Below are 23,122 nucleotides of genomic sequence, written 5' to 3' on the forward strand. Positions count from 1 at the left end.
CCACCCCCACGATCCCCACCCCACGCAGCGCCACCGCCGAGCGTGTCGTCGGCTGACCGTGGGGCTGCGTGCCGGGCCGTGGGCGATTGACGGCGGTTTCGCTCGGGCGGACACTAAGCCTATCTGGTAAGTAGGAGAAGGGTGCCGTTGGTCAGCGATGATCGACTGCGCCGTGGCTGAGGGTGGGTGGCCCGTGTCGACGACCCGTGTGATCCGTACCGACGAGGAGGCTGTCGAGGTCGCCCGGAAGCTGGCCACCTCGTTCGCCGAACACGCCGCCGACCGGGACCGGGAGCGTCGTCTGCCCGAGGCGGAACTCGCCGAGCTGTCCGCCTCCGGACTGCTGGGGATCACGGTGCCGGCCGCCTTCGGTGGGGCCGACGTCTCGGTCACCACACTGACCGAGGTGTTCCGGACGCTGGCCGCGGCGGACGCCAGCCTGGCCCAGATCCCACACAGTCACGTCGTCTTCCTGCAGGCGCTGCGGTTGCAGGGGACGGAGCAGCAGCAGCGGCGGTACTTCGACGCGGCGTTGGCCGGGCAGCGCTTCGCCAACGCGCAATCCGAGCGTGGTGGACGCACCGCCGCCGACGACGCCACCACGCTGCGCCCCCGCTCGGGCGGCGACTACGTGCTGCACGGCGAGAAGTTCTACAGCACCGGCGCGCTGTTCGCCGACTGGCTGGTGGTCCGTGCCGTGTTGACCGACCCGACCGGAGCACCCGTTACGGCGGCGGGGCACGGTCCGACGGCCGGGCCGGCGGTCAAGGTGCTCGCCTATCTGCGCCGGGACACTCCGGGCGTCTCGGTGCGCGATGACTGGGACGGGATGGGGCAGCGGACCACCGCCAGCGGCACGGTGCTGCTGAAGGAGGTGCTGGTCGACGAGGCGCAGGTGGTGCCGTACTCGCCGATTTTCACCAGGCCGACCACCTATGGCGCCCGGGCGCAGGTGTTGCACGCCGCGCTGGACGCCGGCATCGCCCGGGGCGCGCTGGACGCCGCAGTGGTCCAGGTGGCCCGGGCCCGCCCGTGGTTCGAGTCCGGTGCGGACCGGGCCGGTGCGGAACCCCTGCTCGTCCAGCAGGCCGGCGAGTTGGAGATCCTGGTCCGGGGCGCCGAGGCGTTGCTGCGGGAGGCGGCGGCCGCGATCGACGCGACCGAGGCGGCGCTCACCGACGACAGCACCGCGCGTGCCTCGATCGCCACCGCGATCGCGAAGGTCGCCAGCGCGCGGGGATCGGTGGAGGTGGCGTCGGCGTTGTTCGAACTCGGCGGCACCCGGACGGCCGCGGACTCGCTGAACCTGTCCCGGTACTGGCGGGACGCGCGGACCCATACGTTGCACGATCCGGTGCGTTGGAAGATCCAACATGTCGGTCGCTGGCTGCTCGACGGCACCCCGCCGCCACGGCACGGCCAGCTCTGATCGGCACCTGCCGGTAGCGGCCGGCCCGGAGTGGACGGATCGACAAAGGTGTCACCTCCTTGTCACGGTCGGCTGCTGGGTTCACAATACCCATATAACCCACCGGCTCAGTAGGGTTTGAGTTCCCGGACAGGATGCGCGTTCGCCGGCCCAGTGATGGCGCGTCGGTCCAGGTCAAGCGCGGATCGGTCACCGCAGACCGATCTCTGGCGGGCGGCTGGATACCTGTCGAGGGAGGGGGAGAGGCACTGTGAACACGATCACAGCGAGGGTGACGGCGCGGCCACCTCACGTTACGGTCCTGGCATGCACCGAAGCACGCGTCTCATCCGGCGCCGCTTCGTCGACTTCCTCCGGGTGTGCAGCAGCGCCTGTTGAGTCCGACGTCGCCGCCGAGCGACCCCGTCGTCTGAACCGTCGCGCACCTCACCCTCTACCGGGTGAGCGCCAGGCGTGGGCACTGTCGCCCACCGTCGCGACAGACCTCGCTGATTCCACCGCGATCCGCCGATGCCGCCGTGCGCCCTGTGCCGCGGCTCGATCCCGCCTGGGTAGAGCCCGGTAGGTCGACGCCGGATCGTTCCGCTCCGACGGCACCGGCGCGGTCGGATCTCTTCGCTGCGGCGGCGCCAGCGCGGGCGCCCCGCTGCCCGCCGTCATCGATCACCAACCATCCACATCAGATGGAGGGATCCGAGATGTCCCGTACCGTACCGGCCGTCGAGCCGACCCTGACCGACCCCGCCGCCGACGACGCCTTCGTCCGCCAGTGGCAGTTGTGGCACCGCGCGCACCAGCAGGCCCTCGCCGACCCGCACGGCTTCCTCGCCGTGACCGGGCTGCACTGGCTCACCGAGCGACCGGAACGCTTCGCCGACCTGCCCGGCCGGTGGCACACCGGTCCGGGCGGCGTGGTCGTCGAACTGGCCGACGGCGAGCGGCTGACCGTCGACGGCCAGCCGGTCACCGGAGGGCACGAGTTCGGCCCGATCGCCGAACGTGGCGGGGTGACCGTCGGCATCGACGGCGGGGTGCTGGAGGTCGCCCGCCGCGGTGGGCATGACATCCTGCGCCCGCGTCGCCCGGAGAATCCCCTGCTCACCGGCTTCCGTGGCACGCCTACCTACCCGCCGAGCACCCACTGGGCCCTGACCGGACGATTCCTGCCGTACGACAGTCCTCGACCCACCACCGTGGGTGCCGCCGTGGAGGGACTACAACACGTCTACGACGCGCCCGGCCAGGTCGAGTTCATCGTGGATGGCCGACCGTTGCGGCTGACCGCGTTCAACGGCCGCACCCCCGGCAGCCTGTTCGTGCTCTTCACCGACGCCACCTCCGGCGTCACGACCTACGCCGCCAACCGGGCCCTGACCATCGATCCGCCCGACGACCAGGGTCGGGTGACGCTCGACTTCAACCGGGCCACGAACCTGCCGTGCGCCTACACCGACTTCGCCACCTGCCCGTTGCCGCCGGCCGAGAACCGGCTGCCGATCGCGGTCGAAGCCGGCGAGAAGACCCCGTACGAGCGGCTGGCCTAGCCACTTCCAACCCCCGGGAGGACCGCATGCCCTCGTCCATCGACAACCTCTCGGCCGTCGACGCCGACGCCGAGGAGATCCGCAACCTGCTGCGCCACCAGGCCAGCACCGTCACCGTGGTCACCGCACCCGGAGCGCCGGCGGTCGGCTTCACCGCCACCTCCTTCACCTCGGTGTCGCTGTCACCGCCCGTCGTCTCGTTCTGCCTGAACACCGGATCGTCCAGTTGGCCCACCGTGGCCGGCACCCGGCACGTGGGCGTACACCTGTTGGCCCACCACCAGAGCGAACTGGCGAACACCTTCTCCACCAGCGGGATCGACAGGTTCGCCGCACCGACCCGCTGGCGTACCGGCCCGCAGGGAGTGCCCATCCTGGACGGCACGCTCGCCTGGCTGCTCTGCCGGGTGATCGACCGGGTGACGGTCGGCAGCCACGCCATCGTGCTGGCCGAACCGGAACTGATCCGCCGGGCGGACGTCGGCACCCCGCTGCTTTACCACCGGGGCCGTTACACCGGTCTGGAATCGGCGACCGAGGCATGGGTCTCCCGCGCGGTCGCGTGACCAGGAACCGCCGCACCCCCGCCCGCCTGACAGGAGACCCCGCCATGCTCGCCCGCCGGTTGTCCGCCCTCGCCATACCGATCCTGCTGCTCGCCGCCGGCTGCTCCACCACGGCCACCACCGCGCCCGCCGGCGCGGCCGGTCAGCCCCGCTCAGGGGGCACCCTGACCTGGGCGATCGAGACCGAACCTCTCACCCTCAACCCACATCAGTACGCCCAGGCCAAAGCCCGGCTGCTGGTGTGGAACAGCTTCGAGTCCCTGCTCACCTACGACGACCAGGGCGCCCTGGTGCCCTGGCTGGCCACCGGCTGGCAGGCCAGTGCCGACGGGCTCACCTACACCCTGACCCTGCGCGACGGGGTCACCTTCACCGACGGCACCCCGTTCGACGCCGAGGCGGTCAAGGCGAACTTCGACAAGCTCCGCGAGCAGGGGTACGCCCCCGGTGTCGCCGCCGTGCAACTGCGCAACCTCAAGGGCGTCGAGGTGGTCGACCCCCGCACCGTACGCCTGGTGCTGACCGCACCGGACGTGCTGATCCTGGACTTCCTCGCCTCCCCGCAGGGTGCCCAGGTCTCGCCGAAGTCGTTGCGGGAGGCGGCGAACCTGAAGGCCGGCGGGCTCGACGTGGTCGGCACCGGCCCGTTCATCCTCGACCGCTACGTCCCCGGCCAGGAGTTGCACTACAAGCGCAACCCGGCGTACGACTGGGCCCCGCCGACGGCCGACCACACCGGCCCGGCGCACCTCGACGGCATCACCTACCGGTTCCTGAAGGAGTCCGCCGTCCGCATCGGCGCGCTCACCTCCGGGCAGGTGCAGCTCGTGGAGGGGGTGCCCGCCACCGACGTGCCGCTGATCGACGGCAACCCGCAGCTGCGGCTGATCCGCGAACTCAACTCCGGCTCCGCCTTCTCGTACTACTTCAACGTGTCCCGCCCGCCCTTCGACGACCTGCGGGTCCGGCAGGCGTTCCGCGAGGCCGTCGACGTGCCGACCTTGCTGACCTCCGTCTACCGGGACACCGCCACTCGCGCCTGGAGCCTGGTCAGCCCGGCCAGCCCGTTCTACGACAAGCGCCTCGAAGCAAGCTACGGCGGGGACGCGGCCAAGGCCAACAGCCTGCTCGACCAGGCCGGCTGGACGCAGCGCGACGCCGAAGGCTACCGGGTCAAGGACGGCAGCCGCCTCACCGTCCGGCTGTTCCAGTCCGCACCCTTCGTCCGCGACCGCCGCGACGTGCTCGCCCAGGCCGTGCAGGCCGCCGTCAAGCAGAGCGCCGGCATCGACCTCAAGGTCAGCCTGGTCGACCAGGGCACCGCCCAGGAGGCCTTCGACAACAACTCCTACGAGGTCTTCGAGAACTCCCGGGCCGACACCGACGCCGGTGCGGCGCTGAATCTGCTGCTGCACTCCGGGGGTGGGATCAACCGGATCCAGGTGAACGACCCGGGCATCGACAAACTGCTGGAGCAGGGCCAGGCCAGCGCGGACCTGGCCGAGCGGGCCCGCATCTACGCCGAACTGCAACAGCTGGTGGTCGCCGAGCAGGCGCTGGTGCTGCCGCTCTACGCTCCCGCCGACCAGATCGCCGCCAGCACCACGGTCGGCGGGGTGCGGTTCGAACCCACCGCCGGGGTGCCGGCCAGCGCGTACGACCTGTGGATCGGGAAGTGACGTGGGACGCCCGCCACTACGGTCCGTGCTTCGCCGGGTCGCCGCCGGGGTGGTGGTCCTCTGGGTGGCGGCCACCACCGCGTATCTCGCGCTGCTGGCCGCTCCCGGGGACACCGTCGACACGCTGATCGGCGATGGGGTGGACACCCCGCAGATCCGGGCCGACATCATCGCCGAATGGGGCCTGGACCGGCCCGCCGTCGTGCAGTACCTGGACTACCTGTGGCGGCTGGTGCACGGCGACCTGGGCCGGTCCTACCTGTTGCAACGACCGGTGGCCGAGGTGATCGGCGAACAGCTCGCCCCGACGCTGATCCTCTCGGTCGCCGCCGCGACGCTCGGCGTGCTGCTGGCGTTGATCATCGCTGTGGTCACCGCCGGTGACCGGCGGCCCTGGCTGCGCCGGCTCAGTTCCGGCACCGAACTGCTGCTGGTCTCCACCCCGTCGTTCCTGATCGGACTGGTGCTGCTCAGCGTGCTGTCGTTCCGGTTCGGACTCTTCCCCGTCGCCGGCGGCGCGGACCTGCGCGCACTGGTGCTGCCGACGATCACCCTGGCCCTGCCGATCGCCGGACTGCTCGCCCAGGTGCTCCGCGACGGCGTGGACCGGGCGCTTGACGAACCGTTCGTGCTCACCGCGCGCTCCCGTGGCCTGACCGAACGCGTGGTGCTGGCGCGACACGCGCTGCGGCACGCTCTGCTGCCGGCGGTCACCCTCGCCGGCTGGCTGTTCGGCACCCTGCTCGGTGGCGCCGTCATCATCGAGCAGGTGTTCGGCCGGCCCGGCCTGGGTCAGGTCACCCTCAACGCGGTGACCAGCAAGGACATGCCTGTGGTGTTGGCCGTGGTGACGCTCTCGGCCGCCGTCTACGTGGTGGTCAACACCGCCGCCGACCTGGTGTCGCTGGTCATCGATCCGCGACTGCGAAGGAGCTGACCATGACCGTCACCCTGGACGGCGTCCCGGCCGGCGCCACGTTCACCTCCACCACCGAACGGGCGGCGGCAGCCACCCGCCGCCGACGGCTCCGGATCGGGCTGATCGCCGCCGGGGCGTACCTGACGGTGCTGCTGGTCGCGGTGCTCTGGCCGGCGGCGCTGGCACCCGGTGATCCGCTCGCCGCCGATCCGCTCAACGTGCTGGCCGCACCAGACGGCAGCCACTGGTTCGGCACCGACAACCTGGGCCGCGACGTGTGGACCCGGGTGGTGCACGGTGCCGGGCACTCGATCACCATCGCGGTCGCCGCGACCGCCGTCGCGGTCACCGGCGGGGTGCTGCTCGGCCTGCTCGCCGGACTCAGTCACCGGATCGCGGACGAGACGCTCAGCCGTACCCTCGACGCGCTGTCGGCGTTTCCCACCCTGCTGCTGGCGATGCTCTTCATCGCGATCACCGGTCCCGGCACGGTCAGCCTGATCATCGCCATCGGGCTGGTCACCCTGCCCCGTCACGCCCGGGTGGTCCGGGGCCTGACCCAGCTGGTCCGCCGCTCCGGCTACGTCGAACAGGCCGTCACCTTCGGACTGTCCCGCCCCCGTCTGGTGCTGCGGCACATCCTGCCGAACGCGATCGGCCCGATCCCGGTGCTCGCCGTGATCGGGCTTGGCGAGGCGGTCCTCATCGCCGCCGGTCTCAGCTTCCTCGGCATGGGACCGCAACCACCGTCACCGGAGTGGGGCGCGATGCTCTCCGAAGGCCGCAACTATCTGCATATCGCCTGGTGGATCACCATCCTGCCGGGCCTCGCGGTCACCGCGACAGTGGTGTCGCTGACCGTCCTCGGCCGGCACTGGCAGGCCCGACTCGACGGGCGGCACCGCTGATGGGCGACCTGGTCTCGGTCGAGGATCTGCACGTCACCTTCGACACCCCGACCGGCGAGGTGGCCGCCGTGCGGGGGATCGACCTCACCGTCGCCGCCGGTGAATGTGTGGCGATCGTCGGGGAGTCCGGCTCCGGCAAAAGCGTCACCGCCCGTACGCTGGTCGGCCTCGCCGGCCGGGACGCCCGGATCCGGGCCGCCCGCCTGGAGTTGGCCGGCACCGACGTGCGGGCCCACCGGCCCCGTGACTGGCGGCAGGTCCGCGGCCGGGTGGCCGGGCTGGTGCTCCAGGACGCCCTGGTCTCGCTCGACCCGCTGCGTACCGTCGGCGCCGAGATCGCCGAGGTGCTGGCCACTCACGAGATCGTGCGGCGCTCCGAACGCGCCGGTCGGGTCGGACATCTGCTGGACCTGGTGCACGTGCCGGAACCGCAACGCCGGGCCCGGCAGCACCCGCACCAGCTCTCCGGCGGCCTGCGACAGCGCGCGCTGATCGCCTCGGCCCTGGCCGGGGAGCCGGCGCTGCTGATCGCCGACGAACCCACCACCGCCCTGGACGTCACCGTCCAGGCGCAGATCCTGGCGCTGCTCGCCGAACGCCGCGCCGCCGGGCTGAGCCTGCTGCTGATCAGCCATGACCTGGCGGTGGTCGCCCAGATCGCCGACCGGGTGCTGGTGATGCGGGACGGCCGTGTCGTCGAGCAGGGGCCCACCGAGCGGCTGCTGCGCGCACCCGAGCACCCGTACACCCGGCAACTGCTCGACGCCGTCCCGTCGGCGTCGTCGCGCGGCCGACGACTCAGCGCCACCACCGGGCCCGCGCGGACGGCACTGCCCGCCCGCCCCGAGGTCCGGCGGGGCGACACCGTCCTCACCGCGACCGGCCTGACCAAGCGGTACGGTGACCACACGGTCGTGCGCGACGTCGGCTTCACCATCGGGCGGGGCGAGACCCTCGGCCTGGTCGGCGAGTCCGGCTCGGGTAAGAGCACCGTCGCCCGGATCGTGGCCGGCCTGCTGGAGCCGGACGAGGGCACGGTCGCCTTCGAGCGGACACCCTGGACTTCGGTGGCGGAACGCACCCGCCGGCCGTTGCGTCGCCAGCTTCAGGTGATCTCCCAGGATCCGCTCGGCTCGTTCGATCCTCGGTGGAACGTGCAGCGGGTGATCGCCGAGAACCTCGACCCGGACATCTCCCGAGCCGACCGGACCGACCACGTCGTCGAGCTGCTGCACCGGGTCGGGCTTGACCGGAACCTGCTGGGCCGCCATCCCCGGGCGCTCTCCGGCGGGCAGCGGCAGCGGGTCGCCATCGCCCGCGCCATCGCCACCCGACCCAGCCTGATCATCTGCGACGAGCCGGTCTCCGCGCTCGACGTCTCGGTGCAGGCCCAGGTCCTCGACCTGCTCGCCGACCTGCGCGCCGCCGACGGCACCGCCCTGCTGTTCATCTCGCACGACCTGGGGGTGGTGCACCACCTCGCCGACCGGGTGCTGGTGATGGCCGACGGCGCGGTGGTCGAGCAGGGACCGGTCGGCGACGTCTTCACCTACCCCCGCCACGACTACACCCGTTCACTGCTCGCCGCGTTGCCGGCGCTCGTCACCACCGGCCGACCGTAGGAGGTCCGCTCGTGTCCGACCCCACCCTGCACCTCGCCGTCGCCCTCGACGGTCTCGGCTGGCATCCCGCCGCCTGGCGGCTCTCCTGCGCCGAGCCCACCGCACCACTGCACGCCCACTGGTGGAGCGGGCTGGCGGCCGAGGCCGAACGCGGCACGCTCGACCTGCTCACCATCGAGGACAGCCTCGCCCTGCAGTCGTCGCGTCCCGACGGTCCCGACGGCCGCACCGACCAGCTACGCGGGCGGCTGGACGCGGTCCAGATCGCCGCCCGGATCGCCCCGTCGACCCGACACATCGGTCTGGTGCCGACGACGAGCGTCACGCACACCGAGCCGTTCCACCTCTCCACCGCCGTGGCCACCCTCGACCACGTCAGCGGTGGGCGGGCCGGTTGGCGACCCCGGGTCTCCGGGACGTCCGCCGAGGCCCGGCACTTCGGCCGCCGCGACATCCCGGGCTTCGACCCGCACCGGCTCGACGAACCAGCCACCGTACGCCTCGTCGACGAGCTGTTCGCCGAGGCCACCGACGCGGTCGAGGTGGTCCGCTGGCTCTGGGACAGCTGGCAGGACGATGCGGTGATCCGGGACGTGGCGACCGGCCGGTTCATCGACCGGGACCGGCTGCACTACATCGATTTCACCGGGCGGTGGTTCTCGGTCAAGGGGCCGTCCATCGTGCCCCGGCCGCCGCAGGGGCAGCCGCCGGTCGCCGTGCTGGCCCACGCGGCGACCGCGTACGCCTTCGCCGCCGGGCAGGCCGACATCGTCTTCGTCACGCCGGCCGACGCCGGGCAGGCCGCCGAGATCGTCACCGAGGTACGCGCGGCGGAGGTCGCCGCCGGTCGTACCGGCCCGCCGCTGCGGATCCTCGCCGACCTGGGGGTCGTGCTCGACGAGACGCCCACCCTGGCCCGTCGGCGGCGTGACCGGCTCGACGACCTCGACGACACGGAGCACGCCTCGGACGCGGCCATCTTCACCGGCACCCCGGCGCTGCTGGCCGACCTGGTCGCCGACTGGCACCGGGCCGGCGTGGACGGCTTCCGGCTGCGCCCCGCAGTGCTGCCCGACGATCTCACCACGATCGTCCGGGCGCTCGTGCCGGCGCTGCGTGACCGCGGGCTGTTCCGGCACCGCTATCCCGGCGGCACCCTGCGCGACCTGCTCGGTCTGCCCGAACCGGTGAACCGCTACGCCGCCCCGTCGCCCGCGTGACCGTCAGGAGAGCCGCCATGCCCAAGCAGATCATCCTCGCCGCGCACTTTCCCGGCGTGAACAACACCACCGTGTGGAGCGATCCCGCCTCCGGCAGCCAGATCGACTTCGCCTCCTTCGTGCACCTGGCCCGCACCGCCGAGCGGGGAAAGTTCGACTTCCTCTTCCTCGCCGAGGGGCTGCGGTTGCGTGAGCAGCGGGGCCAGATCCACGACCTGGACGTGGTCGGTCGACCGGACACGTTGACAGTGCTGGCCGCGCTCGCCGGCGTCACCACCCACCTGGGACTGGCCGGCACCCTGAACACCACCTTCCGTGAGCCGTACGAACTGGCCCGGCAACTGGCCAGCCTGGACCACCTCTCCGGCGGCCGGGCCGCCTGGAACGTGGTCACCAGCTCGGACGCGTTCACCGGGGAGAACTTCCGTCGCGGCGGCTACCTGGACCGGTCGCTGCGCTACCAGCGGGCGGCCGAGTTCGTCCAGACCGCCCGCGAGCTGTGGGAGTCGTGGGCGCCCGACGCGGTGGTGGCCGACCGTGCCGCCGGGCGTTACCTCGACCCGGCCGACGCCGGCGCCTTCGCCCATCACGGCGACCAGTTCGACATCGCCGGGCACTTCACCGTGCCCCGCAGCCCGCAGGTGCACCCGGTGATCCTCCAGGCCGGCGACTCACCGGAGGGCCGCGAGTTCGCCGCGTCCAGCGCGGACGCGATCTTCTCCCGGCACGGCACCCTGGAGGACGGCCAGCAGTTCTACCGCGACGTCAAGTCACGCCTGGCCCGCTACGGCCGCGAGCCCGACCACCTGAAGATCATTCCGGGGGTGACCTTCGTGCTCGGCGACACCGCCGCCGAGGCCCAGGAGCGGGCCCACCACATCCGCCGCCAACAGGTCTCCCCGCAGACCGCGATCCTGCTGCTCGAGCAGGTGTGGAACCGGGACCTGTCCGGTTACGACCCGGACGGCCCACTACCCGCCGAGGATCCGCGCCCCGACGACGACTCGATCATCAAGGGCCGGACCCGGCTCACCGACGACCCGATAGTCACCGCCCGCCGGTGGCGGGCGCTGGCCGAGGCGAAGAAGCTCGGCATCCGGGACCTGATCATCGAGGTGACCGGGCGGCAGTCCTTCATCGGCACCCCGCAGCACGTCGCCGAGAGCATGGACCACTTCGTGCAGACCGATGCCGCCGACGGGTTCATCCTGGTGCCGCACCTGACCCCGGGCGGCCTCGACGAGTTCGTCGACCGGGTGGTCCCGCTACTCCAGGACCGCGGTGTGTTCCGCACCGAATACACCGGCACCACGCTGCGCGAGCACCTCGGCCTGCCGGCGGCCCGGCCCCTGCCGGTGGTGGCGGCATGAAGTTCCTGCTCATCACGCTCATCACCCATCTTCCCGATCCGGTCACCGGCCGCCTGCCCAGCACCACCGAACGGTTCCGGGAGGTGGTCGACGCCGCCGTGCTCGCCGAGGAGCTCGGCTTCGACGGCTTCGGCGTCGGCGAACGGCACGAGCGCCCCTTCATCTCCTCCTCACCGCCGGTGGTGCTCAGCCACATCGCGGCCAGGACCAGCCGGATCCGGCTGTTCACCGCGGTGACCACGCTGAGCCTGCTCGACCCGGTACGCGCGTACGAGGACTACGCCACCCTCGACCATCTCTCCGGCGGCCGACTCGAACTGATCATCGGGAAGGGCAACGGCAGCGCCCAGGCCCAACTGTTCCACGTCACGCCCGACGACCAGTGGGACCGCAACCGCGAGGGCTACGAACTGTTCCGCCGACTCTGGCGGGAGGAGAAGGTGACCTGGAGTGGCCGCTACCGACCGGCACTCACCGAGGCCGAGACCTGGCCACGCCCGCTGCAACAGCCGATCCGGGTCTGGCACGGCAGCGCCACCAGTCGGGACTCGGTAGACCTCGCCGCCCGGCACGGCGACCCGATCTTCTCCGCCAACGTCACCAACCCGGTCGAACCGTACGCCGAACTGGTCAGGCACTACCGCGAGCGGTGGGCGCACTACGGCCACGATCCGGCCGACGCGCTCGTCGGTGCCGGCACCGCCGGTTTCTACGTCGCCCGCACCTCACAGGAGGCGATCGAGACGTATCGGCCGATCTACCTGGCGCGGTTGGCCGCGTTCCGCCGCCTCGGCGTCGAGCCGGTCTTCCCGACCCTGGAGGACGCCGTCGCCCGCAGCTCGCTGCTGGTCGGCAGCCCGCAGCAGATCATCGACAAGGTGCTGCGCTACCACGGCGAACTCGGCCACGAGGTGATCCACCTGTCGGCCGACCGCGACGGGCTCACCGACGCCCAGCACCGGGCCAGCCTGCACCTCTTCCAGTCCGAGATCGCGCCGGTGTTGCGCCGGGAGATCCCCAGCCGTCCCCTGCACGTTCCGTCGACCGCCCGCGCGGCGGTCTGAACCCGAACGGGAGCGCCATGTCACCCACCCCGCTGTCCGTGCTCGACCTCGCCCCCGTCTCCGCCGGACGTGGCGTCGGCGACGCCCTGCGCGCCACCGTCGAGCTGGCCCGCCGCGTCGAGGACCTCGGCTACCAGCGGTACTGGCTCGCCGAACACCACCTCGCCAGCGGGGTGGCCAGTTCCGCGCCCGCGGTGCTCATCGGGCAGGTGGCCGCCGCCACCCGGACCATCCGGGTCGGCTCCGGCGCGGTCCAGGTGGGCCACCGCACCGCGCTGTCCGTGGTGGAGGAGTTCGGCACGCTCGCCACCCTGTACCCGGGCCGCATCGATCTCGGCCTGGGCCGCTCCGGTCAGCGCCGGATCGAGGCGGGTACGCCGCCACCGGCACCCGTGTCCGCGCCGGCCGTCCCGGCCCAGGTGGTCGACGGCCTGCTGATCCCGCCACCGTTCGCGTACGCGCGGGTGCTCGCCTCGCCGCGCTTCGCCCAGGCCAGCGCCCTGCTGCACCAGCCCGGCGCGGTGCCGCCACCCTTCGCCGACCAGGTCGCCGACATCCTGGCCCTGATCCGGGGCGACTACCGCGACGCCGACGGCCTGGACGCGCACGCCGTGCCGGGGGAGGGGACCGACCTGCAGGTCTGGCTGCTGGGCAGCAGCGGCGGGGAGAGCGCGCAGCTCGCCGGCGTGCTGGGGTTGCCCTTCGCGGCGAACTACCACGTCAGCCCGGCCACCGTGCTCGACGCGGTGGCCGCGTACCGGGCCGCGTTCCAGCCCTCGGCGGCACTGGCCCACCCGTACGTGATCGTCTCCGCGGACGTGGTGGTCGCCGCCACCGACGAGGCGGCTCGGCGGCTGGCCACGCCGTACCCGACCTGGGTCCGCAGCATCCGTACCGGCGCGGGCGCCATCCCGTTTCCCCACCCCGATGAGGTCGCCACGCAACCCTGGACGGCGGCCGATCAGGAACTGGTAGCCGACCGGGTGGACACCCAGTTCGTCGGCGCGCCGGAGAAGGTCACCGACCAGTTGCGCACCCTGCGCGACGTCACCGGCGCCGACGAACTCCTGATCACCACCATCACCCACGACCCCGCCGACCGCCTCACCTCCTACGAACTCCTCGCCAAACACTGGCCCGGATGAAAGGAGGGTCCCCCTGTTAACGCCTGGTGTAGAGGAAGGGCCCCCTATTAACAACTCGCCCGCTCGGCCGAGGTGCCGGCCGTCGCGTTGTGGCAGGTTAGAGCCGTGCACGATCTCTCGCTGACCGGGCTGGCGGTGGTGGCCGGCGTGCTGGTGGTGGCTACCGCCGTCGGCCTGTGGCACCGCCGTCGCGACGGGCGGATCACCGCGGCAGGACCCACCGCCGGTGCGTCCGCCGCGCTCGCCGGCCTCGGTGTCACCACCGGCGCGCCGGTGCTGGTGCAGTTCTCCTCGGCGGTCTGCGCGCCATGCCAGGCCACTCGGCGGGTCCTGGAGCGGGTCGGTCGCACGGTCGACGGGGTACGCCTGCTGGAGGTGGATGCCGAGCGGCATCTGGCCGCCGCCCGCGCGCTGGACGTGTGGCGTACCCCGACAGTGCTGCTGGTGGACGGCGATGGTCGGATCGCCCGGCGGGTGTCCGGGGTGCCGGACGCCGCGGAACTCACCGCTGCGGTGCGGGAGTTGACCACGGGGATGCCCCGGTGAAGACGGTGGCCCTGACCCGCCGTCGAGCGGTGGACCACGGTCGGCTGGCGACCAGCCTCTGTCGCCTCGCCGCCGGTCACCGCTGAACCGCCTGTACCCATCCCGCTTCGCTGCACCGGTCCGCTCGCCCCGCTGACTGCCCACACACCCAGTCCTCCGCCGGTTCCGGCCACCGCCGGCCGGCCTGAACATCAGGAAACACCATGCTCATCGACCCTCGCGCGCCCCGCTTCGCCGCCGCCATCACCACCGGCGTACTCGCCGTTGCCCTGCTCGGTGGCGGAACCCCGCTGCTGATCGTGCAGGCGGTGGTCTTCGCGATCACCGCGGCCAATCCGCGCCTCGGCCCGTACGGTCTGCTCTACCGCCTGATTCTGGCACCTCGGCTCACTCCGCCCACCGAGCTGGAGCCGGCCGCTCCGGTCCGGTTCGCGCAGGTGGTCGGCCTGATCTTCATCGGAGTGGCACTTGTCGGTCAGTTCGCCGGGGTGCCGGTGCTGGCGCTGGCGGCGACCGGCGCGGCCTTGGCCGCCGCGTTCCTCAACGCCGCCTTCGACCTCTGCCTTGGCTGCCTGGGTTATCTGGCCCTGCGTCGGCTACTCGGCCGGCCGCTCGCGGCCCGGGTTCCGGCTGGCTCCTGACCGCCCGGGTTCCGGCCGGCTCCTGACTGGGGCGGCGGCCGGCCGCCTCCCGGCCGGTCGCTGTCAGGCTCCTGACCGGGCCGGCTTCGGGCCGGCTGCTGACCGGGCCGGCAGGTGCCCGTCGCCGTCGCTCTTCCGGTGCCGTTCGAGGCTGTCGAGGATGAGGTCGAGGCCGAAGCCGAACTCGTCGGCGTAGCGGTAGTTCCGGCCCAGCACCTGGTGGGTGATCATTTCTACCAGGTGTGGGTACTCGCCGGCCGGCAGCGCGGACCGGATCTCGTCGACGAGCCCTTCGGCCCCCTCGTCGGCGTCGAACGGGAGGTTGAGTTCGGTGAGCACGAAGCCGTACACGTAGGCGTCGATCGCGGAGAACGCGTGGGAGGCCAGGGCGATCGAGAAACCGTTGCGCCGCAGGCAGGCGAGGACCGTGTCGTGGTGCCGGAGCAGAGCCGCCCCGGGGGAGCGGCGCGACTCGATGAGGCCCAGGGCCCAGGGGTGCCGGGAGAGGACCCGGCGACTCGATTCGGCCCGCTCGGCCATCGCCTGACGCCACGGTCGCTGCGGTTCGGGCAACTCGATCTGGGTGAAGATCCAGTCCGCCAGGCCGTCGAGCAGCGCGTCCTTGCCGGCGAGGTGGTGGTAGAGCGACATCGCCTCGACGCCGAGTTCCTTGCCGACGTTGCGCATGCTCACCTGGCCGACGCCGCCCCGGTCGGCGACCCGGACCGCCGCGGAGATGATCCGGTCGTGGGTGAGAGCGGGACGGCGCGCCATCACGAGGGTTCTCCACTCCTGGTTGCCGACTTACGGGCGTAAGGCTACCATCCAGCCAGACTTACGACTGTAAGGGAGAGCCTGGTGAGGGCAGCAGTGACAGATCGATACGGCGCACCCGAGGTGGTACGCGTCGCCGAGGTGGCCCGGCCGCGACCGCGTACCGGCCAGGTGCTGGTGCGGGTCAGGGCGGCGGCGGTGACCTCGGCCGACTCGCGCATCCGGGGCGCGCGGTTCCCGGCCGGGTTCGGCGTTCCGGCCCGGCTGATGTTCGGCGTGCGCCGACCTCGCCGAGGGATTCTCGGCGGGTCGTTCTCCGGTGTGGTGGACCAACTCGGCCCCGGGGTCGGTGGCCTGGCTCCCGGTGACGAGGTGTGCGGCATGACCGGGGTCGCGCTCGGCGCGCATGCCGAGTACGTGGCGGTGCGGGCCGACCGGCTCGCCCGCAAGCCCACCCAGGTCACCCACGAGCAGGCCGCGGGGCTGCTCTTCGGCGGCAGCACGGCGCTGTTCTTCCTGCGCGACAAGGCGAACGTGGGCCCCGGCACCTCCGTGCTGGTCAATGGCGCCTCCGGTGCGATTGGCACGAACGCCGTCCAACTCGCCAGGCACCTCGGCGCGACCGTGACCGCGGTGACCAGCACGGCGAACCACGCACTGGCCAGTAGGTTGGGCGCCGAGCGGGTCATCGACTACGCCGACGGCGGCCTCGCCGCCAGCACCGAACGCTTCGACGTGGTGCTGGACGCGGTCGGCAACCTGTCGATCGACTCCGGTCGGCGGCTGCTGCGGACCGGAGGCAGACTGCTGCTCGTCGTCGCGAGCCTGGGGCAGACCATCCGGGCCCGCGGCGACGTGGTGGCCGGCGCGGCACCCGAACGGGTCGCTGACTTCGAGTTCCTGCTCCGCCTCGTCGCCCGCGACGAGATCACCGTCGTGCTCGACCAGGCCCACGATCTTGACGGCATCGTCGAGGCCCATCGCCGCGTCGACACCGGCCACAAGGTCGGCAACATCGTGGTACGCCCCTGAGCCCCGCCGCCGGCGACGACAGCTGGCCACGACCGTCGGCGACGACCGGGAGGGCAGACGGTCAGCTGCTCAGCCGCCCGGCCGCCGGCAGGTCGTGCCGGTACGGCGGGTCCGCGCCGGCCCGGGTGCAGGTGACGGCGGCGACCTCCACGGCGTACCGCAGCGCGGCGGCGATCTCCTCGTCGGGCCAGCAGGCGGGGGCCCGGCTGAGTCCGGCGAGCAGCCCGGCGGTGAAGGAGTCACCGGCTCCGATGGTGTCCACCACGTCCACGACAGGTGCCGGCAGCCGGAACTCCCGGGTGCCGGAGGCGGCCACCACGCCCCCGGCGCCCAGGGTCACCACGGCCAGCGCGACGCCGAGATCCTGCCAGTGCCGCAACACCTGCGCGATCGACCGGTCCGGATAGAGCCAGGCGACGTCCTCCTCGCTCGCCTTGACCACGTGGGCCAGCCGTACCAGCCCGTCGATCCGGTCGCGGGCCTCGTCGGGGGTGCCGACCAGGCCGGGCCGGATGTTCGGGTCGAGGCTCACCAGCGCGCCGCGCTGCCGGGCGGTGCCCAGCGCGGCGGCCAGCCGGTCGGCGCCGGGGGACCGGAACACCGCGAGCGAGCCGGTGTGCAGGATGCCCTGGCCGGTGAGCGCCGGGGCCAGTTCCTCGGCGCGCCACTGCCAGTCGGCGGTGCCGTCGACGTAGAAGTCGTACTCGGCGACACCGTCACCGGCCAACGAGGCGATCGCCAGGGTGGCGGGGTGGTCGGTGTCCACGGCGTGGCGCACGTCGACACCGTTGGTCTCGGCGTGCCCGCGCAGCCATCTGCCGAACCGGGCGGTGGAGAAGCGGGCGAGCAACGCGGTCGGTACGCCGAGGCGGGCCAGCCCGACGGCGACGTTGAGCGGGCTGCCGCCCGGGTGGGCGGTGAACCGGCCGTCCGGCTCCGAGACGAGGTCCACGACGGCCTCGCCGAGCACGGTGACCGACGCGCCATCGGACGGTCCGGCCGCCGGCAGCGTTGGGGTCGTCCGCGTCGCTGCCGCCGGCGGCACGTCCTCGGCCGGCACCGGCACGTCCTCGGCCCGCACCGGCGGGGTGTCCGCCGTCCCCATCTCAGGCACCTGTGGTGGTGGCCGCCGTCAGCCGGGCGACCAGACCCGTGCCGGGCTCGTAGCGGACCGGGATCGGGTCGCTGAGTTCACCGACGAACTGACCGTCGACGTGGTCGATGAAGCCGATCAGGGACCAACCGTCGCCGTCGCGGACCAGCCGCGGGGCGTACAGGTGTGATTGTGCGATCGGCTGGGCGGCGGCCACGTCCCACGGACCTTGCACTGTCGGCGCGGGCACCACCCAGAGATCGTGTTCGCCACCGCGGTCGGCGGCGACGGCGTTGGTGCAGAACAGCAGCAGCGGTTGCCCGTCCATCACGGCGACCTGGGGTACCTCGAGGTGGCCGAAGCCGGCCGGTGCGGACAGCGGCGGGCGGACCGTCCAGTTCAGCAGGTCCGGCGAGGTGGCGTGCCCGATGACGCCCCGCGCGTCGGCCGGCCCCTGGTTGGCGCGGGCGGTGATCAGCATGTGCCAGCCGTCGCCGTCCGGGTCGGGGAAGACCCACGGATCGCGCCACGCCTGCTCGTACCACATCTCGCGGTCGAGTAGCTCGTACCAGGTGGGGTCGGCCTCCACGAGGGGGCCGTCGCCGTGCCGGTGCCAGGTGACCAGGTCGTCGGAGACGGCCAGGCCGATCCGCTGGACCAGCCCGTCCTCCGCCCGTCCGACGCCGGTGTAGAAGAGGTACCACCGTCCGTCCGGACCGCGTACGGTGCAGCCGGTCCAGGTGGCCAGGTCGTCCCAGCCGGTGTCGGCCGGCACGAGCGCGTCGGCGACCAGCTGCCAGGAGCGCAGGTCGGTGGAGACGGCATGGCCGATCGAGGCGCGGCGGTGACGACGGTGCGGGTCGAGCAGGGCCCGGGAGGCACGCAGGAAGAACACGTGCTGCCGGCCCGTGTCGTCCTGGGCGTACCAGCTGTCCCACACCCAGTGGTCGGGCAGACGTAACATGGCGGGCAAGGTATCACTAAATCGGTTTAGCGCGCGAGCCCGAGTTTCTCTGCACCGGGGCCGGTGCAGCTCAACCGGCGGGGGCGGTGATCGACCGGCGTCGGCGCAGCGGCATGGGCACCAGCGCGGGGCCCTGGCCCTCGCCGTCCAACAGCAGCTCCACCGCCCGGCGCCCCATCTGCTCGTGCGGTAGCGCGGCGGTGGTGAGCCCGGGCCGCAGCCAGGACGCGATCGGGTCGTCGTCGAAGGAGATCACCGAGAGGTCGTCCGGAATCGTCAGGCCGGACTCGCCGAGCGCCTGGTAGGCGCCGAAGGCGAGGCGGTCGTTCATGCAGATGATCGCGCTGGGTCGCTCCGGCCGGCTCAGCAGCGTACGCGTCGCGGCGTAGCCGTGTTCCGGTCGCCATTCGGGGCAGAAGACCTCGGTCAGCAGGGTGACGCCGGCGGCGGCGAGGGTGTCCCGGATGCCGTCCAGCCGCGCCTCGGCCGCCAGGGAGATCTCCGGATCGCGTTCCTTCTGCCGGTTACGACCGATCAGCGCGATCCGGTCCCGATGGCCCTGCGCGAGCAGCGCCTCGGCGACCGTCGCGCCCGCCCCCCGGTCGTCGGGAAGCACGCAGGGCAGCTGCGTCGAGCTGGTGGCGTTGAGCAGCACCACCGGGCCGCCGAGGATCGCCGGCGGCACCACCAGCCGGCGGGTCGCCATGGCCGCGTAGATCACGCCGTCGACCTGTCGGTCGAGGATCGCCTCGATCGCGTACTGCTCGAACGCCGCGTCGCCCTGGGTTTCGGTGATCAGCAGGACATGGTCGCGCTCGCGCGCGGCGTCCAGCGCGCCGCGGATGAGCCCGCCGGCGAACCGGGTGGTGGCGACGATGTCGGAGACGAAGGCGATGGTGGCCGTCTTGCGGGTGCGTAGGCTGCGCGCGGCGATGTTGGGTCGGTATCCGAGTTCCTCCGCCGCCGCGAAGACACGTTGGTGCGCCTCCGCGGACAACCGGGTGCCCTCCCGCCCGTTGAGCACCATCGACGCGGCGGTCTTGGACAGTCCAGCCCGCCTGGCGACATCGGCCAGGGTGGCTCGATCGCGGCCCATGAGTCCTCCGATCGCGGCGTCCGTTCGTGCCGCAGTTGCTCCCATCATGATGCGGCGTGCCGTTTGGCTGCTCGTCGGTGGGTGGCCGGAGGCGGTCGAGTCCGTCTTGTGAACCAGTCGTTTCCGGACCGTTGCCAACTCATCCTTGACAGCCCAAGGCATCACGCGCATGCTCTGCTAAATCAGTTTAGCGACGAGGTTCAGCCGCCGGCGGAAGGCATGATCCGCCGAAATCTTCATTGGGCACCGCGAGCCGGCGTCGGCGCGCGTCGCCCCACCGTACCGGGCACCGACCGGCACCGTGGGACGTCGCACCGACCGTCGACAAGCGCGGCCCGCGAACTAGTCAAGGAGCATTGAGGTGCTGGAGTTCTCGACCAGATTCAGCCGCCGCCGGCTGGCGCTGCTGGTGCCACTGCTGACCGCCGGCCTGACCATCACCGCGTGCAGCGCCCCCGGCTCCGAGCCGACCACGTCGGAGGACTCCGACACCGCGGTCAGCACGGAACTGGGAACCGACCCGATCACCCTGGAGATGTACGCCGAGACCGGCTTCCCGCTGGCCAAGGCGCTCGCCGACGAGTTCACCAAGCAGCACCCGAACGTCAAGTTCAACGTCCGCGAGGACCAGTTCACCGTCATCGTGGAGAACGCGCCCCGGGTGCTCGCCTCGGACAACGCGCCCGACATCATCCGGCTGCCCACCATGGTCGACCTGGTCAAGGACGGGCTGCTGAAGAACCTCGACCCGTACTTCGACGCGTACGGCTGGGACAAGTTCCCCGCCTCGTCGCTGGTACAGCTGCGGCTCGCCGACGGTGGTGCCGAGCGGGGCAGCGGTGCCCTGTACGGCATGGGGCTCGGCTACAGCGTCACCGGCGTGTTCTACAACAAGAAGCAGGCCGAGCAGATCGGCATGACCCAGCCGCCGGCCACCATCGCCGAGTTCGAGGACCTGCTGGCCAAGGCCAAGTCGGCGAACCTGCTGCCGATCATGCAGTTCAACAAGAACACCGCAGGCATCAACTTCCCGTACCAGGCGCTGCAGAACCAGTTCGGTGACCCCAGCCAGATCGCCGACTGGATCTTCCAGAAGCCCGGTGCCACCTTCGACACCCCCGCCTCGCTCAAGGCCGCCCAGGCCATCGAGAAGTGGGCCAAGGCCGGTTACTTCCCCAAGGACGCCAACGCCATCGACTACACGGCGATGATGGGCGAGTTCCAGAAGGGCAACGGCCTGTTCATGTTCAACGGCGACTGGGAGTCGGCGAACCTGGACAAGAACATGGCGGGCGAGGTCGGGTTCTTCCTCTTCCCGGGTGAGACCGCCGAGGCCAAGAACGTGGCGATGTCCGCGCCGAACACCTTCGGCGTCGGTGCCCGGGCGAAGAACCCCGACGCCGCGGCCTACTTCCTCAACTGGTTGCACACCAACGACAAGGCCCGGGAGATCTCGGTGAACGTCGGCGGCTCGCACCCGGGCGGTCCGAGCGACCTGGCCCTGCCGCCGGTGGGTGAGGGCACCGTCCTGGCCGAGACCCTCGCCGCGTCGCAGCAGCTCGGTGCCGACAACGGCGCTGTCGACTTCACCGCGAACGCGACCGGCGGCATCTTCGCCGCGGCCATCACCCCCGAGATGCAGAAGCTGATCGCCGGCCAGCAGACCCCCGAGGGGTACGTGAAGGCGGTCCAGGCCGAGTACGAGAAGGAACTCAACCGATGACGTCTGCCCTCGGCAGCGCCCCCGCCGGATCGGGCATCGCGTCCCGGCCCGGCGGGGGCAACCCCGCGCGGCCGCACCGCAAGCGGCGGTGGAGTCGTACGGCGCAGTGGGTCGGCTGGATCTGGGTGCTACCCGCCCTGCTCATGTACGGGTTCTTCGTGCTGCGCCCGCTCGTGCTGACGGTGCAGTATTCGCTGTACCAGTGGAACGGCATCGGCGCGGCCACCTTCGTGGGGCTGGAGAACTACCTGACCGTCTTCACCGACCGCGACCTGCTGAAGATCATTACGAACGCCTTCGTGCTGATCATCTTCTTCAGTTTCATCCCGGTCGCGCTCGGCCTGCTGGTGGCCAGCCTGGTCCGGCGGATCACAGGCGGCCCGGCCGGCACCGTGGTGCGTACCGTGCTCTTCCTGCCCCAGGTGATCCCGCTGGTGGCAGCCGGTATCGCCTGGAGCTGGATGCTCTCCAGCAGTGGTCTGATCAACCAGGCGCTGCGGGCCGTCGGTCTGGACGGGCTCACCAAGTCCTGGCTCGGTGAGTTCAGCACCGCGTTGCCGGCGGTCGGTGTGATCGGCACCTGGGTCATGCTCGGCCTCTGCACGATCCTGCTGGTCACCGGCATGAGCAAGATCGATCCGTCGCTCTACGAGGCGGCCCGGATGGACGGCGCCGGTCCGATCCGCGAGTTCTTCGCGGTCACCCTGCCCAGCCTGCGTCAGGAGATCGGTGTCTGTCTCACCGTTACCGTCATCGCGGCCCTGGCCAGCTTCGACATCGTCTACATCTCCACCAGCGGTGGTCCGGGCATCCAGACCACCGTGCCGGGCCTGGAGATCTACCGGCTCGCCTTCTCCCAGCGGCAGGTCGGTCTCGCCTCGGCCCTGGGTGTGGTGCTGATGCTGCTGGTCCTGCTCTGCGTGCTGCCGATCCAGCGGCTGACCCGAGGAGAGAAGGCGTGAACCTGACCAGTCGCAGCGAACGGCTGACCGGACGGATCTTCCTGATCGCGCTCGTCGTGGTCACCCTGCTGCCGTTCCTGAGCATGCTCTCGGCGGCGCTGCAACCGCGCGGCACCGTACCCACCGGTCTGGCCTGGCCGTCGGATCCACAGTGGAGCAACTTCGCCGACGCGTTCACCGCGGCGAACATGGGTGCCCTGCTCAAGTCGAGCATGCTCATCGTCGCCGGGGTGGTGCCGATCGGCGTACTCATCGCCACCATGGCCGGCTTCGGGCTCGGCCACCTGCGGGTGCCCGGCGGACACATCGCCTTCGGGCTGCTGCTGCTCGGCCTGACCCTGCCCTTCGAGGCGGTGGTCACCCCGCTGTACTACCAGATGCGCGACCTCGGCCTGCTCAACACCAGGTGGGCCATCATCCTGCCGCTGATCGGCCTCTACATGCCGTTCGCGGTGTTCTGGATGCGGGCCCACTTCACCAACGTGCCGCGCGAGTTGTCCGAGGCGGCCCGGGTCGACGGCAGCAACACCTGGCAGCTGTTCTGGCGGGTGCACGTGCCACTGGCCCGCCCGGCTATCGCTTCGCTGACCATCCTGCTGTTCCTCTGGACCTGGAACCAGTTCCTGCTCGCCATCGTGATGGTCGACGACGCCACCAAACGGACGATGGCTGGTGCACTGGGCGCGTTCCAGGGACAGTGGGGCACGGATCTGGTGCTGCTCTGCGCCGGATCGCTGCTCATCCTCACCCCGACCCTTATCGTGTTCCTGATCTTCCAGCGCCAGTTCATCAAGGCCCTGCTCCAAGGCTCCGTGAAGGGATAGC

21 protein-coding genes are annotated in these 23,122 nt (G+C 71.5%); 17 read left to right on the top strand and 4 right to left on the bottom strand.

Annotated elements, in window-relative coordinates; genetic code table 11:
- Positions 1–193 precede the first annotated feature (193 nt).
- The 13 genes from C1I93_RS03220 (at position 194) to C1I93_RS03280 (ending at position 14,653) form a co-directional block, all read left to right on the top strand.
- Positions 194–1,429: an SfnB family sulfur acquisition oxidoreductase gene (locus tag C1I93_RS03220; RefSeq protein WP_223256302.1), complete on the top strand. Its 1,236-nt coding sequence runs from the start codon at positions 194–196 to the stop codon at positions 1,427–1,429.
- Between the two features lie 683 nt (positions 1,430–2,112).
- Complete coding sequence (locus C1I93_RS03225) at positions 2,113–2,973, top strand: DUF1684 domain-containing protein (RefSeq protein WP_223256303.1); 861 nt, start codon at positions 2,113–2,115, stop codon at positions 2,971–2,973.
- Positions 2,974–2,999: 26 nt separating this feature from the next.
- The gene (locus C1I93_RS03230) at positions 3,000–3,539 is read left to right on the top strand and encodes a flavin reductase family protein (RefSeq protein ID WP_111241697.1); all 540 of its coding nucleotides are present in this window, start codon (positions 3,000–3,002) and stop codon (positions 3,537–3,539) included.
- A 44-nt stretch (positions 3,540–3,583) separates the two neighbouring features.
- Positions 3,584–5,218 carry an ABC transporter substrate-binding protein gene (locus tag C1I93_RS03235; protein ID WP_111241698.1) on the top strand — a complete coding sequence of 545 codons (1,635 nt, stop codon included), beginning with the start codon at positions 3,584–3,586 and terminating at the stop codon, positions 5,216–5,218.
- A 25-nt stretch (positions 5,219–5,243) separates the two neighbouring features.
- Entirely contained in the window at positions 5,244–6,155 is a 912-nt protein-coding gene (locus tag C1I93_RS03240) for an ABC transporter permease (RefSeq protein ID WP_181444995.1), read from the top strand.
- A 2-nt stretch (positions 6,156–6,157) separates the two neighbouring features.
- Positions 6,158–7,045 carry an ABC transporter permease gene (locus C1I93_RS03245; protein WP_111241700.1) on the top strand — a complete coding sequence of 296 codons (888 nt, stop codon included), beginning with the start codon at positions 6,158–6,160 and terminating at the stop codon, positions 7,043–7,045.
- Entirely contained in the window at positions 7,045–8,667 is a 1,623-nt protein-coding gene (locus C1I93_RS03250; RefSeq protein WP_111241701.1) for a dipeptide ABC transporter ATP-binding protein, read from the top strand. Before C1I93_RS03245 ends, C1I93_RS03250 begins: the two co-directional genes overlap by 1 nt.
- An 11-nt stretch (positions 8,668–8,678) precedes the next feature.
- Positions 8,679–9,887: an LLM class flavin-dependent oxidoreductase gene (locus C1I93_RS03255; protein WP_111241702.1), complete on the top strand. Its 1,209-nt coding sequence runs from the start codon at positions 8,679–8,681 to the stop codon at positions 9,885–9,887.
- 17 nt (positions 9,888–9,904) lie between these two features.
- A complete protein-coding gene (locus C1I93_RS03260) occupies positions 9,905–11,257 on the top strand; it encodes an NtaA/DmoA family FMN-dependent monooxygenase (protein ID WP_111241703.1) in 1,353 nt (450 codons plus the stop codon).
- Positions 11,254–12,321 (top strand): LLM class flavin-dependent oxidoreductase, encoded by a 1,068-nt coding sequence (locus C1I93_RS03265; RefSeq protein WP_111241704.1) that lies wholly within the window; start codon positions 11,254–11,256, stop codon positions 12,319–12,321. Before C1I93_RS03260 ends, C1I93_RS03265 begins: the two co-directional genes overlap by 4 nt.
- Positions 12,322–12,338: 17 nt before the next feature.
- Positions 12,339–13,466 carry an LLM class flavin-dependent oxidoreductase gene (locus C1I93_RS03270; protein WP_111241705.1) on the top strand — a complete coding sequence of 376 codons (1,128 nt, stop codon included), beginning with the start codon at positions 12,339–12,341 and terminating at the stop codon, positions 13,464–13,466.
- Positions 13,467–13,571: 105 nt separating this feature from the next.
- Positions 13,572–14,012, top strand: a complete 441-nt coding sequence (locus tag C1I93_RS03275) for a thioredoxin family protein (RefSeq protein WP_223256304.1) — start codon at positions 13,572–13,574, stop codon at positions 14,010–14,012.
- A 203-nt stretch (positions 14,013–14,215) separates the two neighbouring features.
- Positions 14,216–14,653, top strand: coding sequence for a DUF4395 domain-containing protein (locus C1I93_RS03280; RefSeq protein WP_111241706.1), 438 nt, complete (start codon positions 14,216–14,218; stop codon positions 14,651–14,653).
- 63 nt (positions 14,654–14,716) lie between these two features.
- Here C1I93_RS03280 and C1I93_RS03285 read toward each other — a convergent pair whose 3' ends face one another.
- Positions 14,717–15,427: a TetR/AcrR family transcriptional regulator gene (locus C1I93_RS03285; protein ID WP_111241707.1), complete on the bottom strand. Its 711-nt coding sequence runs from the start codon at positions 15,425–15,427 to the stop codon at positions 14,717–14,719.
- Between the two features lie 84 nt (positions 15,428–15,511).
- Between C1I93_RS03285 and C1I93_RS03290 the strand changes: the two genes are divergently transcribed.
- The gene (locus C1I93_RS03290; protein ID WP_111241708.1) at positions 15,512–16,459 is read left to right on the top strand and encodes an NAD(P)-dependent alcohol dehydrogenase; all 948 of its coding nucleotides are present in this window, start codon (positions 15,512–15,514) and stop codon (positions 16,457–16,459) included.
- 61 nt (positions 16,460–16,520) lie between these two features.
- On the opposite strand, the gene C1I93_RS03295 is transcribed toward C1I93_RS03290, so the two are convergent.
- From C1I93_RS03295 to C1I93_RS03305, 3 genes are all read right to left on the bottom strand, one after another.
- The gene (locus tag C1I93_RS03295) at positions 16,521–17,564 is read right to left on the bottom strand and encodes a carbohydrate kinase family protein (RefSeq protein ID WP_111241709.1); all 1,044 of its coding nucleotides are present in this window, start codon (positions 17,562–17,564) and stop codon (positions 16,521–16,523) included.
- Between the two features lies 1 nt (position 17,565).
- A complete protein-coding gene (locus C1I93_RS03300; RefSeq protein WP_111241710.1) occupies positions 17,566–18,516 on the bottom strand; it encodes a glycoside hydrolase family 68 protein in 951 nt (316 codons plus the stop codon).
- A gap of 70 nt (positions 18,517–18,586) precedes the next feature.
- Entirely contained in the window at positions 18,587–19,612 is a 1,026-nt protein-coding gene (locus C1I93_RS03305; RefSeq protein ID WP_111241711.1) for a LacI family DNA-binding transcriptional regulator, read from the bottom strand.
- A gap of 361 nt (positions 19,613–19,973) precedes the next feature.
- Here C1I93_RS03305 and C1I93_RS03310 point away from each other — a divergent pair, with 361 nt between their 5' ends.
- Genes C1I93_RS03310 through C1I93_RS03320 form a run of 3 tightly spaced genes read left to right on the top strand, consistent with a single transcriptional unit; the run spans position 19,974 to position 23,121 of the window.
- Positions 19,974–21,335, top strand: coding sequence for an ABC transporter substrate-binding protein (locus C1I93_RS03310; RefSeq protein ID WP_111241712.1), 1,362 nt, complete (start codon positions 19,974–19,976; stop codon positions 21,333–21,335).
- Positions 21,332–22,297 (top strand): carbohydrate ABC transporter permease, encoded by a 966-nt coding sequence (locus tag C1I93_RS03315; RefSeq protein WP_111241713.1) that lies wholly within the window; start codon positions 21,332–21,334, stop codon positions 22,295–22,297. The genes C1I93_RS03310 and C1I93_RS03315 overlap by 4 nt, the downstream gene beginning before the upstream one ends.
- Positions 22,294–23,121 (top strand): carbohydrate ABC transporter permease, encoded by an 828-nt coding sequence (locus tag C1I93_RS03320; RefSeq protein WP_111241714.1) that lies wholly within the window; start codon positions 22,294–22,296, stop codon positions 23,119–23,121. Before C1I93_RS03315 ends, C1I93_RS03320 begins: the two co-directional genes overlap by 4 nt.
- Position 23,122 lies beyond the last annotated feature (1 nt).

This window comes from Micromonospora endophytica, assembly GCF_003236305.1.
Lineage (GTDB): Bacteria > Actinomycetota > Actinomycetes > Mycobacteriales > Micromonosporaceae > Micromonospora > Micromonospora endophytica.

Excerpts from the sequence above, each read along its gene's own strand:
- C1I93_RS03225 (WP_223256303.1), top strand. The coding sequence starts at position 2,113 with ATGGAGGGATCCGAGATGTCCCGTACCGTACCGGCCGTCGAGCCGACC.
- C1I93_RS03230 (WP_111241697.1), top strand. The coding sequence starts at position 3,000 with ATGCCCTCGTCCATCGACAACCTCTCGGCCGTCGACGCCGACGCCGAG.
- C1I93_RS03235 (WP_111241698.1), top strand. The coding sequence starts at position 3,584 with ATGCTCGCCCGCCGGTTGTCCGCCCTCGCCATACCGATCCTGCTGCTC.
- C1I93_RS03245 (WP_111241700.1), top strand. The coding sequence starts at position 6,158 with ATGACCGTCACCCTGGACGGCGTCCCGGCCGGCGCCACGTTCACCTCC.
- C1I93_RS03250 (WP_111241701.1), top strand. The coding sequence starts at position 7,045 with ATGGGCGACCTGGTCTCGGTCGAGGATCTGCACGTCACCTTCGACACC.
- C1I93_RS03260 (WP_111241703.1), top strand. The coding sequence starts at position 9,905 with ATGCCCAAGCAGATCATCCTCGCCGCGCACTTTCCCGGCGTGAACAAC.
- C1I93_RS03265 (WP_111241704.1), top strand. The coding sequence starts at position 11,254 with ATGAAGTTCCTGCTCATCACGCTCATCACCCATCTTCCCGATCCGGTC.
- C1I93_RS03270 (WP_111241705.1), top strand. The coding sequence starts at position 12,339 with ATGTCACCCACCCCGCTGTCCGTGCTCGACCTCGCCCCCGTCTCCGCC.
- C1I93_RS03280 (WP_111241706.1), top strand. The coding sequence starts at position 14,216 with ATGCTCATCGACCCTCGCGCGCCCCGCTTCGCCGCCGCCATCACCACC.
- C1I93_RS03285 (WP_111241707.1), bottom strand. The coding sequence starts at position 15,427 with ATGGCGCGCCGTCCCGCTCTCACCCACGACCGGATCATCTCCGCGGCG.
- C1I93_RS03295 (WP_111241709.1), bottom strand. The coding sequence starts at position 17,564 with ATGGGGACGGCGGACACCCCGCCGGTGCGGGCCGAGGACGTGCCGGTG.
- C1I93_RS03300 (WP_111241710.1), bottom strand. The coding sequence starts at position 18,516 with ATGTTACGTCTGCCCGACCACTGGGTGTGGGACAGCTGGTACGCCCAG.
- C1I93_RS03305 (WP_111241711.1), bottom strand. The coding sequence starts at position 19,612 with ATGGGCCGCGATCGAGCCACCCTGGCCGATGTCGCCAGGCGGGCTGGA.
- C1I93_RS03315 (WP_111241713.1), top strand. The coding sequence starts at position 21,332 with ATGACGTCTGCCCTCGGCAGCGCCCCCGCCGGATCGGGCATCGCGTCC.